Source organism: Cryobacterium psychrotolerans (assembly GCF_900101115.1).
Taxonomy (GTDB): domain Bacteria; phylum Actinomycetota; class Actinomycetes; order Actinomycetales; family Microbacteriaceae; genus Cryobacterium; species Cryobacterium psychrotolerans.
The window spans coordinates 36,752-48,025 of the sequence record NZ_FNFU01000020.1 but is presented as its reverse complement, the minus strand read 5'-3'; the positions used below and the strand labels follow the sequence as shown (position 1 = coordinate 48,025).

Sequence of the window (11,274 nt, the reverse complement as noted above, 5' to 3'; positions counted from 1 at the left end):
CGATCTTCTCGCCGGGGCGCACGACGAACAGGTCGCCGACCATCAGCGAGGCGGTCGGGACCCGGGTTTCGACGCCGTCCCGGAGCAGCGTTGCTTCCTTCGCGCCCAGTTCGAGCAGCGCCTTGAGCGCCGCGCCGGAGCGTTTCTTGGCCCTGGCCTCGAAGTAGCGTCCGGCCAGGATGAAGACGGTGACCGCGGATGCGACCTCCAGGTAGATCTCGTCGGCCCCGGCCCCCGGTTCCGCCGTGAAGGAGAACTCCATCGTCATGCCGGCCATCCCGGCCATGCCGAAGAACAGCGCGTAGAGCGACCAGCCGAGCGAGGCGAGCACGCCGACGCTGATCAGGGTGTCCATCGTCGCCGCGCCATGGCGGGCGTTGACCCAGGCCGCGCGGTGGAAGGGCCAGGCGCCCCAGACCGCGACGGGAGCGGCGAGGGTGAGGGCGAGCCACTGCCAGTTCGTGAACTGCAGCGCAGGAATCATCGACATCAGCGCGACCGGCGTCGCGAGGGCAGCGGAGACCAGCAGCCGGTGCCGCAGGGTGACCACTTCCGAGTCCGCCTCGTCGGCGGCATCCGGGAGGACGGGGGGTGCCGGCAGCACGGCCGTGTACCCGGTCGCCTCGATGGTGGCAATCGCGTCGTCGACCGTTGTGCCCTCCGGCACGAACAGGGTGGCCTTCTCGGTCGCGTAGTTGACCGAAGCCTCGACGCCGGGCATGCGGTTGAGCTTTTTTTCGATCCTCGCCGCACAGGACGCGCAGGTCATCCCGCCAACGACAAGTTCGACCTGCTGCCCGCTCATCAGGGCTGGGTCACCAACTCGTAGCCGGCCTCGTCGATCGCCGCGGCGACCGCGGCGGGGTCCAGCGCACCCACGCTGGAGACGAGGACCTTCGAGACGCCGCCCGACACGAGCGCGACCTCGACATTGCGGGCGCCCTCGATCAGGCCCAGTTCCTCGGTGACACTCTTCACGCAGTGTCCACAGGTCATCCCGGAGACCTCGAGGATGCTCGTGGTCAGGCCGGCGTCGTTCTGGTCAGTTGCGCTCATGAGCTGCAGTCCCTTTCGATGGCGTACCCCCAGGGGTACCGCAATCACTATACTCCTCATACCTCCGGGGGGTATAGTGTCGGCATGGAAGAATCGACCGAAACGGCGGCAATGCCCCACTCGGGACCGCACGGGTACATCTCCAACAAAGACGACTACCTCAAGCGGCTGCGCCGGATCGAGGGGCAGGCCCGGGGCCTGCAGGGCATGGTGTCCGACGAGAAGTACTGCATCGACATCCTCACCCAGATTTCCGCCATGACGAGCGCGCTGCAGTCCGTGGCGCTCGGGCTGCTCGACGACCACCTGAACCACTGCGTCGTGGATGCCGCGCGGCCGGCGGCCCGGAAGCGGACCTGAAAATGCGCGAGGCCTCGGCCGCGATCGCCCGCCTGGTCCGCTCCTAACCAGCCGGCGGCCGCGCGCACCCACGTCAGCGCGGCCCACGTCAGCGCACATCAGCCCACGTCAGCGCACCTCGATGTCAGCGCACCTCGATGACACCCATCATGCCGTTGTCCTCGTGGTCCAGGATGTGGCAGTGGTAGACCGAGCGGCCGGTGAAGCGATCGAAGGCGATGCGCACCCGCACCCGGCTTCGCGCCGGCACGTTCACGACGTCCTGCCGCGGCACGGCTTCCACCTCGCGCCCGTTCACCTCGATCAGCTGCATCGGCCACACGTGCAGGTGCACCGGGTGATCCATCGGACTGTCGTTGACCAGCGTCCACTCCTCGACGCTGCCCTCGGCGGCCGTCGTGTCCACCCGGCCGGCATCGAACTCCCGGCCGTTGATGGTGAAGCTCATCATGCCGCCGCCCATTCCTGCCCCCATGCCCATGGCGAAGGTCAATTCGCGCCGGGCCGTCACGGGGGCGGAGCGGAGGTCGCGCGGCGCCGGCTGGGCGGAGACCTCGGGCAGGGCCGGGACGGCTTCACCCTCAACCGCCAGGGTCGCCAGCAGCACGGCGCCCGAGAGGGTGCCCGGTGACCCGCCGCCCATCATTCCGCCGGCGTCGCCCCGGTCGTAGGGCGCGGCGCGCAGGGACGCCGTGCCGGCGGTGGTGGTGACGAGCAGGTCCGCCCGGTTCCCGGGGGCCAGCAGCACTTCGTCCACGTCCCGCGGGCTGCTGAAGCGGCCGGAGTCGATGCCGATCAGTTGCAGCCGCGCTCCGTCGAGCCGCAGCCGCAGGTACCGGGACACGCAGGCGTTCACGACCCGCCATCGTTCACGTTCGCCCGGGCGCGCGGCGAGCCGGGGGGTGAGCCGGCCGTTGACGAGCACGAGGTCGCCTTCACGGCCGAGCATCCGGGCCATCGGCGAGACGTCGGCGATCTGCCCCGAGCCGTCCAGGCTGACGTCCGAGATCAGCAGCAGGCGCTCCCTGGCCGCCTCGATGGGTTCGGGATCCTCGACGATGATGGCCCCGAACAGTCCGCCGGCGACCTGGTCGGCGACCGTGCCGTGGTGATGCGGGTGATACCAGTACACCCCGGGCGGATGATCGGCGGGCAGCTCGTACTCATAGTCGAAGGCATCCCCCGGCTCCACCATGACGAACGGGTTGTCCCCCGAGCCCTCCGGCGAGACGTGGAGCCCGTGCACGTGCAGGTTGGTGGGGTCCTGGAGTTCGTTCCGCAGCCGCACGCTGAGCCGGTCCCCCGCCTTCAGGCGAAGCGTGGGCCCCGGAATTCCCCCGTTGAAGGTCAGGGCGCTCGCGTCCCGGTCGCCGAGCCGAACCCGGCCGCCGGCCGCCGTCAAACGAACCCTGAGCCGGCCGGCCTTGCTGGCCAGCTCGGTCGGCTCGGCGAACCGCGGCCCGGGCGGAGTCCGGACGCTGGAGCCCCAGAGCAGGCCGGCGCCGCCGACCGCGGTGGCCGTAACGCCGAGTCCGCCCAGGAGCAGGATGCCGCGACGGCTGATCGGTTGCATCACCGGTCCTCGTCGAGCACCCGGAGCTGTTCGCGGTACTGGTCGGCGGTCAGCTCCCCCTTCGCGAATCGTTCGCCGAGGATCTCGCGAGCGCGAGTCCGGCCGGACGAAGTTCCGTAGCCGGGCGGTCCGCCACGGCCGCTGCCGGCGGACAGCCGCACGATCAGCACGACGAGCAGCGCAATGCCCGCGACGAGCAGCAGCCCGAGGAGCCACATCCAGTCAAAACCGCCTCCATAGCCCCACATCATGTCGGTCTCCTCTCGCTCTTTCCCTGATGACGACGACGTTACTCCCTCGCCGGCCTTGACAGGCTCCCCGCGCAGGGCTGGGATGCAGGAGACATCGCCCGCGGGCCGGGTGCGGCCGACAAAGACAAGCCGACCGCCCGTCAGATCCTGGCGTCACCCGGCAATCCAGTTCAGTTGCGGACAACGAACCTTCAGCGTCGCAACGAAGGGTGTTTCTCCGCATCTCAACCTCTCACCCCGGGCGATCTGCCTGGCGCTGGCATCCCGCTGCTCAGCGACGCCCGCAGAGCGCGGGAAAAGGTTGCACGGGCATTTGTATGCGCTTACACTCGGGGGTCAGTCACGAACGTCAACGACGACACGAAGGATCTGCACCGCCATGACAACCATTCCTGCTTTCACCGCGGCGACGCTCGCCGCCACCCGCCGACAGTTCCTGGTCGGCGGCGCGGCCGTCACCGCGGTCGGCCTGGCCACCGCGCAGACCACGCCGGCGCACGCCTCCCCGTTCGCATCCGGGACCTCAGCCGGCGTCGACCGCGGCACGCTCCAGCGATGGGCCCGCGACACGTGGGCCTCCCTCGTCGCGATGACCGACCCGGTGACCGGGCTGCCCGCCGACAACATCAGCGGCCCCGTGAACGAGCCCCGGCGCAGCGGCTACACCTCCCCGACGAACATCGGCGGCTACCTCTGGAGCGCGGTCGTCGCGCGCGAGCTCGGCATCATCAGCGCCGGCGAATGCCTCGAACGGCTGACCCGAACGCTGACCACCATGGCGCGCCTGAAGCACCACGAGCCCAGCGGGATGTTCTACAACTGGTATGACGAAGCCACCGGCGACGTCGTGACCACGTGGCCGGAGGACGGCAACACCGTCTACCCGTTCCTCTCCAGCGTCGACAACGGCTGGTTCGCCGCCGCGCTCATGGTGGTGCGCAACGCGGAGCCCCGCACGGCCAGGCTGGCAAACGGCATCCTGAAGAAAATGAACTTCGGCATGTTCTACAACAAGGATGCCCGTCCGGGCATCGGGGCCGGCCTGCTCCGGGGCGGCTTTTGGGACGTCAAGCCGGCGGTCAACACCGCCGAGGGCAACTACCTCGGCAACGGGCCCGACGTGTTCTACACGCTCAACCACTACGACATCCACAACAGCGAGCCGCGCATCGCCAGCTACATCGGCATCTCCCGCGGCCAGATCCCCGCGGCCCACTACTTCGCCACCCAGCGGGTCTTCCCGGACACCTGTGACTGGTCCTGGCTCGAGCAGAAGCCCGTCGGCGACCACCAGACCTACCACGGCATCGACGTCTTCGAGGGCGCCTTCGCCTACCGCGGCATGCACATCGTGCCGAGCTGGGGCGGCGACATGTTCGAGGCGCTCATGCCCGACCTATTCGTGCCGGAGGCCGCCTGGGCACCAAAGGCCTGGGGCGTCAACCACCCGCTCACCGTTCGAGCCCAGCGCGAGTTCGGGATGGACGACGCGAAGTACGGGTACTGGGGCTTCTCGCCGGCGAGCCGCCCGGGCGGCGGCTACAGCGAGTGGGGCGTCGAGGCGATCGGGATGAACCCGGACGGCTACGTGTCGGACATGGAACGCACCCACTACGACGGCGGCTTCGCGGGCTGCCGGGAAGGCACGAGCCCCGCCCCGGCCTGGGGCGACGGTGTCGTCACCCCGCACGCGGCGTTCCTGGCGATGCAATACGAACCGCGGCAGGCCTTCGACAACCTCGTCAAGATCGAACGAGAGCTGAAGGCGTACGGTGACGGCGGCTTCTACGACGCCGTGGCCGTGAAATCCGGCCTGGTTGCCCGGCGTTACCTCTCGCTCGACCAGGCGATGGTTCTCGGCGCCATCGGGAACGTCTTCTGCGGCGACGTCATCCGTCGCAACTTCACGCGCGGGGCCGTGCAGGACACCATCAAGCCGCTGATTTCGATCGAGGAATTCGGCGCCGGCATCATCGCCTGACCACGCCAACGCCCGCGCTCCTGCGCCGGCATCCGCCGGCAATCCAGTTCAGTTGCGGAGAAACAACCTTCAGCGTCCCAACGAAGGGTGTTTCTCCGCATCTCAACCGCTCACCCCGGGCGATCGACTCCAGGAGGTGCTCGGCCGCGGCGGCATGGGCGCGGATCGCCCGCTCCTGAACGACCTGGCCCTTGCCTTGAGCGCCGTCGGCTCCCAGCACGCTGCGACCGGTCCCCGGTAGGGTCGGCTTATGAGCTCTTCCGGCAGGCCTCGTCGGCGAGCGCCCGCCACGCCCCGACGCAGGGCGCCCGCGGCAACCACGCCCCGACGCAGCGCGCCCGCCAGGTCCACGACACGGCGGCGGGTGCCCGCGCCGCCCCGGCGCCGGTGGCGCGCGCCGGTGCTGATTGCCGTCGCCATGCTGGTGGCACTCGTTGCCGCGCTGGCGGTGCCCGCGGCCGTGGACCGCGCCGAGGAGCGCGCCGCCCCCGTCGCGTTCAACCCCGGGTTGATCATCAGCGACTACAACTTCTTCAACCCCTCGGCCATGACGGAAGAGGAAATCCAGGCCTTCCTCGAGGCGCGCACGTGCTCCCCCGCCGATAGCTCGAGCTGCCTCTGGGAGTACCGCGAAAGCACGACCGCCCAGCCGAACCAGGGCTCCGGCCACTGCACGCGCTATGCCGCCGCCCGCAACGAGCCGGCCAGCCGCATCATCGCCAAGGTCGCCCGAGCCTGCACGATCAGCCCCCGGGTGCTGCTCGTGCTGATGCAGAAGGAACAATCCCTGATCACCCGGCCGACCGCATCCGGTTATCTGCGCGCCACCGGCTACGCCTGCCCCGACACGGCCGACTGCGACGCCCGGTACTTCGGGTTCTTCAATCAGGTCTACCGCGCGGCCTGGCAATTCCGCCAGTACACCCAGGAGCCGGAGCGCGCCTACAAGATCGGCACGGTCGACGTGGGCTTCCACCCGGATGCCGCGTGCGGCGCCGAGCCGGTAGGGATTCAGAACCAGGCCACCGCGAACCTGTACAACTACACGCCGTACCAGCCCAATTCCGCGCTGCTGGCCCGGCCGGGCACCGACGGGGATTCCTGCTCGGCGTTTGGCAACCTGAACTTCTGGCGCTTCTACACTCGCTGGTTCGGGTCGACCGATACCGAGCCGTTCCCTTCCTACCTCGACCAGTGCCTCAACCTCGCCGGCGGCCAGGCGTGCGAGGAACCGAACTTCTTCGCCCGGCTTTCTCCGCTCCGCTGAGGCCGATGGCGCGTAGTGTCGTGCTCGGGAGGACAACATGACTGAGACGACGATCGTGGCCTGGGACGGCTCGGCGCCGGCGCGCTCCGCCCTCGAGTGGGCGGCCCGGTGGGCGTCCGGCGGTGATCTCACGCTCGTGCGCGTCCTGGAAGACTCCATCGGAATCACGGACTACATCGTCGACGACTCCATGGTCGATGCGGCGCGGGCGGCGCTCGAGGATGCCGCGGCCGAGGTGCGGCTGGCGCATCCGGACCTGCGCGTGGAATCCGAATTCGTGCGGGGCGACCCGATCGGCGAACTCCGACGGCGCTCTGCACCGAACCGGCTCGTCGTCGTCGGGACGCACCGGCGCGAGGGCTCGAAGCTGCGATTCGAGTGGTCGGTGGGCGCACGGCTCGCCGCGAGCGCACGCGGCCCGGTCGCGATCGTGCCGGAGACCGACAGTGCGACCCGGTCAGGAGTGGTCGTCGGCATCGACGGATCGACGGCCTCCGACGCCGCCGTGGCGTTCGCCGCGGAGCATGCGAGCCGGTCCCACCAGCCGCTCCGCATCATCCACGCCTGGCAGGAGCCCCCGGTCTGGCAGGGCCCGGATTCCCTGGACCCCGTGCCGAGCCAGGACTTCCTCGATTCCCTCGAGGACACTCACCAGCAGATCCTGAATGAATCCGTGACGAAGGTGACGGATGCCTGGCCCGAGCTCCCGGTGCGGGGCACGCTGATGCACGGCCCACCGCAGCCGGCCCTGCTGGAAGCCTCCCGCGGCGCGGCTGTGCTCGTCGTGGGCAACCACGGCCTGCACGGGGTCGAACGCCTCCTGCTGGGGTCGGTGAGCCACGCGCTCGTGCTGAACATCGTGTCGCCGACGATCGTCATCAGCGCGCCGCCGGAAACCTGAGCGAACGTCTCGTTCGGCCTGTCGTAGGGCACCGCGCCCGCAGAGCAAAATCGCAGTCACCAGTGCGCTGCCTCCGGGCCCGAACGAGCCAGGACGCCTTCCCGTAGTCCCAGCTCAGAGGCTATTTCTCCCGCGGGAGCGGTGAAACGCCCGGCGTACGGCGGCAGCCCGTTTTTCGCGGCTCCCAGCATCCACGGAGGCTCGGCATCCGGCGCGTCCCTAAACTCGCCGGGTGACCACGTGCGGCCCCCGTCGGATCATCGCCGGACGGGCCGCAGGCAATCGAAAGGATCCACAATGAACAAGAACACGATCTCCACCCGCACCTCCGCCACCCGCACGAAGCGCGTGGCCATTGGCGCCGCATCCGCCCTGGCCGCGGGCGCGCTGCTGGGCGTTGGAGCCCAGGGCGCGACCGCCGCGCCGCTGAACGCGTCATCCGACACCGAGTCGAGCAGCAGCTCTTCGGTGCACGCCGGGACCAAGGGCGCCGTCCTGGCCGCGCTGAAGGTGGAGCTGCGCGCCGACCTGTCCGAAGGCACGGACATCGGCGACAAGGCACAGAACGTCGCCGAGACCCTGTCCGGCCACGCGGCACTCTTCGAGCGCCTGCCCGAGAAGCTGCAGACCGACCTGACCTCCCTGAAGGAAGCATCCGAGGCCGACCGCACCACGCTCGCCACGACGATCACCGCCACGGCACTGGCCGGCGGCTACGGCGAACAGGTGAAGGAGTTCGCCCAGGAGATCCAGGCCGACCCCGCCCACCCGCTGGACGGCCTGCGAACCGTCCTCCAGGGTGACCAGGCGGAGGCCGGCGCGAAGGGCCAGTCCGTGGAGAAGATCGCCCAGAAGCTCCTGGACAACCCGGTGCTCTTCGACAAGCTCCCGGAGTCGCTGCAGACCGACCTGACGGCGGTGAAGGATGCGTCCGACGCCGACCGCGCCGCCGCCCTGCAGGACGTCGAGACGTCGGCGCTGGCCGGCGAGTACGGCAAGACCGTCCAGACGATCGCCGAGCGGATCCTCTCCGACACGCACGCCACCGGCGGCGCACACGCCGAGGTCGAGACCGGAGGAAACTAGCCTCCGTCTCACCCGCTGACACTGCCGAAGGCCGGGAACCCGTGGGGTTCCCGGCCTTCCGGCGTATCCGGGCGCTCTGCAACTCCCAGCGGTGGGGACATCCGTCGCCCACCCGGGCTCGCACGGGGCCTGGGCTGGGAATCCTCGCCGGCCCATGGTCCCCGCGGGCCCCTGTGCATTAGCATTCGCGGAACGGACGACAAGGAGCAGCGATGGCCGGCAAAACGTACGCCGCGCAGCTCGAGCGTCTCGGCCCGCACAGGGCGGGTGTCGTATGCCTCTACCTGGGCGACCTCGGCAAGGTCGACCTGACCGTACTGGAAGAGATCGTCGCGGAGTCCCTCGTGACGCTCCCCCCGGCGGGCGCCGGTCGAGGTCCAGCTGTTGGACCGTACAACAATTCGGCGAGTCACCCGTAGAATGGCGTCCATGGCGTCCATGCAGGGTCTGACGAAGATGTCCTTCCAGCGCGTCAGCACGGCGGAACACGTGCGCGACCACATCACTACCCTGATCCTGGACGGCAGCCTGAAACCCGGCACTCCGCTGCGAGAAAACACGATCGCCACGACTCTCGGAGTCTCCCGGAACACGGTTCGCGAGGCCGTGTTGCTGCTCGGCCAGAGTCGTCTCATCCGCCATGAAATGCACCGCGGGGCCATCGTCGCGGAGCCGACCAAGGATGCGCTGATCAACCTCTACGACGCTCGTCGCGGACTTGAGGTGGGCGCGGTCTCCCTGCCCGCCAGCGCCGAGGTCATCGCCGGAATCAAGACGGCCCTGGACGACCTGGAACTCGCCGCGGACGCCGGCGACGACCGCGACATTGTCGAGAAGGACCTCGCCTTCCACGCCGCCACCGTTCGTAATTTCGGCAGCGAGCGCATCGACGCCTTCTACGCCCAGCTCGCGGTGGAGCTCTCGTTTTACCTCAACGCCCTCGCGTCATCCCGGCTCGACTACGCAGCGGATGCGTCGTTCCTCGATGAGCACCGCCGCATCTACGCGGCGATCGCCGCCCAGGACAACGCTGCAGCGGCACGCTGCGTGGAAGACCACATCGACGAAACGATTCGCCGGCTGCACGCCCGGCTCGACGCGGTCGAAGCCTGACGCTCCTGCCTCGGCACCCCTAGGGGAAGTCGAGGCTGATCACCGTCGGGCCCCGACGGCCGAGGGCCGCCCGGGCCCTGGCCGCGGCATCCTGGGCGTTTTCGGCCCGCTCGCCGGTCGCGCCGATCGCGTTCGCCAGGGCCACCAGGTCGGGAACGTGCAGGTCGACCCCGACCGGGGCGATCCCGCGTGCCGCCTGCTGGTCCCGGATCTCGCGGTAGCCGCCGTTGTTCGCGACGACGACGACGATCGAGAGGCCCTGCTCGACCGCCGTGACCAGCTCCTGGACCGAGAACATGAGCGCGCCATCCCCGAGGAGGGCGATGACCGGCGCGTCGGGCCGGGCAACCTTCGCGCCGATCGCGGCGGGGAGGGCGTAGCCGAGGGTTGCCACGCGAGGCATGTAGAGGAACGAGTTCTTGTTCGGCACCGGGAAGAAGTGCACCGTTCCGAAGTAGGTCACCTGCGAGGAGTCGCCGGTGATGATCGTGTCAGCGGGCAGCGCCGTGCGGAGTTCGGAGTTCAGCTCGAACCAGGTCTCGCCGTCGGCCAGGGCCTCGACCGTGAGCGTCGCCTTGAGTTCGTCCAGCTCGCGGGACGCCATGTGTGGCTCGGCGGAATCGGCGGGGGCGCCGTGCCGGCCGAGGACCGCGTCGATGGCCTCGTCGATGGCCTCGAGGGCATCCGCGGCATCCGCGCGGATGGCGATCCGCGCCGGTGCGTTCAGGGCCAACTGACTCTCGGCAATGTCGATGCGGATCACGTTCGGCGAGGTGATCCTGCCCTCCCACAGGTCGGAGTCGCCCAGTTCGCTGCCCACGACCAGCAGCGCGTCGCTGGCATTCAGCCAGTCCTGAGCAGACCTCAGGCGGATGTTCGCGCCCAGGGAGAGCGGGTGGCCCTCGGGCAGCACTCCCTTGCCGTTGCAGGTCGAGATCACGGGCGCCGTGAGGCGCTCGGCGAGCCGGCGCAGCTGCGCGTCGGCCCCACGGGATCCGCCGCCGGCGATGATCGCCGGCCGAGTGGCGCCGAGGAGTAGCAGGGCTGCCTGCCGCACCAGGGATTCGTCGACTGCGGGGGTCAGCACGTCGCCGGCTCGGGCGACCTCGCCGTCCCACTCCTGCGCAAGCACGTCGCTCGGGATCTCGACGTAGACCGGGCGCGGGCGACCCGTGCGCATGACCTCGAAGGCATGCGCGATGGCCTCGGTTGCTTCCTCGGGGGTTGTCGCCCGCGTGCTCCACTCGGTCATGCTCGCCATGGCGGCGAGGGTGTCCTTCGTCTCGTGGAGTTCGCCGCCGTCGAGGTGTTCGGTGCCGGAGGGGAGCCCGGAGGAGATGATCAGCACGGGCCGGGATTCCGCGTACGAGGTGCCGGCCGCGACCATCGCGTTGAGGGTGCCCGGGCCGCTGGTCGTGATGACGACCCCGGGTTTGCCCGCGACCTGGCTGTAGCCGTCGGCGGCGTAGCCGGCCCCTTGCTCGTGACGATGCGTGACGGGCCTGATGCCCAGGCGCACGAGGTGCCGGTAGATCTCGAGGTTGTGCGTGCCCGGGATGCCGAAAATCGTGTCGACGCCGTGCTCCTGAAGGGTCTCGGCGACCGCCGCCCCGCCATTGCGATGAAGGGAGGTCGGGGTCTCGTCAGTCTCAGTTATCGTCATGATTGCTCCATCGTAGGACAATT

The 11,274-nt window shown here is 69.4% G+C and carries 11 protein-coding genes and 1 pseudogene; 7 read left to right on the top strand and 5 right to left on the bottom strand.

Going from position 1 to position 11,274, the window contains the following annotated elements:
* On the bottom strand, positions 1-805 hold an 805-nt coding region (locus BLQ39_RS13380), incomplete at its 3' end, for a cation transporter (RefSeq protein WP_143006473.1).
* Entirely contained in the window at positions 805-1,056 is a 252-nt protein-coding gene (locus BLQ39_RS13375; RefSeq protein ID WP_241986983.1) for a heavy-metal-associated domain-containing protein, read from the bottom strand. The genes BLQ39_RS13375 and BLQ39_RS13380, both read right to left, overlap by 1 nt.
* 84 nt (positions 1,057-1,140) lie before the next feature.
* Here BLQ39_RS13375 and BLQ39_RS13370 point away from each other — a divergent pair.
* A pseudogene (locus tag BLQ39_RS13370) lies at positions 1,141-1,463 on the top strand (metal-sensitive transcriptional regulator).
* 77 nt (positions 1,464-1,540) lie between these two features.
* Here the strand turns inward: BLQ39_RS13370 and BLQ39_RS13365 are convergent.
* Both BLQ39_RS13365 and BLQ39_RS13360 read right to left on the bottom strand, forming a co-directional pair.
* The gene (locus tag BLQ39_RS13365; RefSeq protein ID WP_092324655.1) at positions 1,541-2,989 is read right to left on the bottom strand and encodes a multicopper oxidase family protein; all 1,449 of its coding nucleotides are present in this window, start codon (positions 2,987-2,989) and stop codon (positions 1,541-1,543) included.
* The gene (locus tag BLQ39_RS13360; protein ID WP_092324653.1) at positions 2,989-3,240 is read right to left on the bottom strand and encodes an SHOCT domain-containing protein; all 252 of its coding nucleotides are present in this window, start codon (positions 3,238-3,240) and stop codon (positions 2,989-2,991) included. The genes BLQ39_RS13365 and BLQ39_RS13360 overlap by 1 nt, the downstream gene beginning before the upstream one ends.
* 379 nt (positions 3,241-3,619) lie before the next feature.
* Between BLQ39_RS13360 and BLQ39_RS13355 the strand changes: the two genes are divergently transcribed.
* From BLQ39_RS13355 to BLQ39_RS13330, 6 genes are all read left to right on the top strand, one after another.
* On the top strand, positions 3,620-5,221 hold the full coding sequence (locus BLQ39_RS13355; protein WP_092324652.1) for a glucoamylase family protein: 1,602 nt from the start codon (positions 3,620-3,622) through the stop codon (positions 5,219-5,221).
* Between the two features lie 400 nt (positions 5,222-5,621).
* On the top strand, positions 5,622-6,488 hold the full coding sequence (locus tag BLQ39_RS13350) for a LasA N-terminal domain-containing protein (protein ID WP_241986984.1): 867 nt from the start codon (positions 5,622-5,624) through the stop codon (positions 6,486-6,488).
* A gap of 37 nt (positions 6,489-6,525) precedes the next feature.
* Positions 6,526-7,389: a universal stress protein gene (locus BLQ39_RS13345; protein WP_092324650.1), complete on the top strand. Its 864-nt coding sequence runs from the start codon at positions 6,526-6,528 to the stop codon at positions 7,387-7,389.
* Between the two features lie 297 nt (positions 7,390-7,686).
* Positions 7,687-8,475 carry a hypothetical protein gene (locus BLQ39_RS13340; protein WP_092324648.1) on the top strand — a complete coding sequence of 263 codons (789 nt, stop codon included), beginning with the start codon at positions 7,687-7,689 and terminating at the stop codon, positions 8,473-8,475.
* A gap of 212 nt (positions 8,476-8,687) precedes the next feature.
* Entirely contained in the window at positions 8,688-8,894 is a 207-nt protein-coding gene (locus tag BLQ39_RS16010; RefSeq protein WP_092324647.1) for a hypothetical protein, read from the top strand.
* Between the two features lie 10 nt (positions 8,895-8,904).
* Positions 8,905-9,588, top strand: coding sequence for a GntR family transcriptional regulator (locus BLQ39_RS13330; protein ID WP_166784490.1), 684 nt, complete (start codon positions 8,905-8,907; stop codon positions 9,586-9,588).
* A gap of 19 nt (positions 9,589-9,607) precedes the next feature.
* Here BLQ39_RS13330 and BLQ39_RS13325 read toward each other — a convergent pair whose 3' ends face one another.
* Positions 9,608-11,251 carry a thiamine pyrophosphate-binding protein gene (locus tag BLQ39_RS13325; protein ID WP_092324643.1) on the bottom strand — a complete coding sequence of 548 codons (1,644 nt, stop codon included), beginning with the start codon at positions 11,249-11,251 and terminating at the stop codon, positions 9,608-9,610.
* Positions 11,252-11,274 lie beyond the last annotated feature (23 nt).

What these genes read in the sequence shown, in the direction of transcription:
- BLQ39_RS13375 (WP_241986983.1), bottom strand. Translation starts at nt 1,056, where the DNA reads ATGAGCGCAACTGACCAGAACGACGCCGGCCTGACCACGAGCATCCTC.
- BLQ39_RS13365 (WP_092324655.1), bottom strand. Translation starts at nt 2,989, where the DNA reads ATGCAACCGATCAGCCGTCGCGGCATCCTGCTCCTGGGCGGACTCGGC.
- BLQ39_RS13360 (WP_092324653.1), bottom strand. Translation starts at nt 3,240, where the DNA reads ATGATGTGGGGCTATGGAGGCGGTTTTGACTGGATGTGGCTCCTCGGG.
- BLQ39_RS13355 (WP_092324652.1), top strand. Translation starts at nt 3,620, where the DNA reads ATGACAACCATTCCTGCTTTCACCGCGGCGACGCTCGCCGCCACCCGC.
- BLQ39_RS13345 (WP_092324650.1), top strand. Translation starts at nt 6,526, where the DNA reads ATGACTGAGACGACGATCGTGGCCTGGGACGGCTCGGCGCCGGCGCGC.
- BLQ39_RS13340 (WP_092324648.1), top strand. Translation starts at nt 7,687, where the DNA reads ATGAACAAGAACACGATCTCCACCCGCACCTCCGCCACCCGCACGAAG.
- BLQ39_RS16010 (WP_092324647.1), top strand. Translation starts at nt 8,688, where the DNA reads ATGGCCGGCAAAACGTACGCCGCGCAGCTCGAGCGTCTCGGCCCGCAC.
- BLQ39_RS13330 (WP_166784490.1), top strand. Translation starts at nt 8,905, where the DNA reads ATGGCGTCCATGCAGGGTCTGACGAAGATGTCCTTCCAGCGCGTCAGC.
- BLQ39_RS13325 (WP_092324643.1), bottom strand. Translation starts at nt 11,251, where the DNA reads ATGACGATAACTGAGACTGACGAGACCCCGACCTCCCTTCATCGCAAT.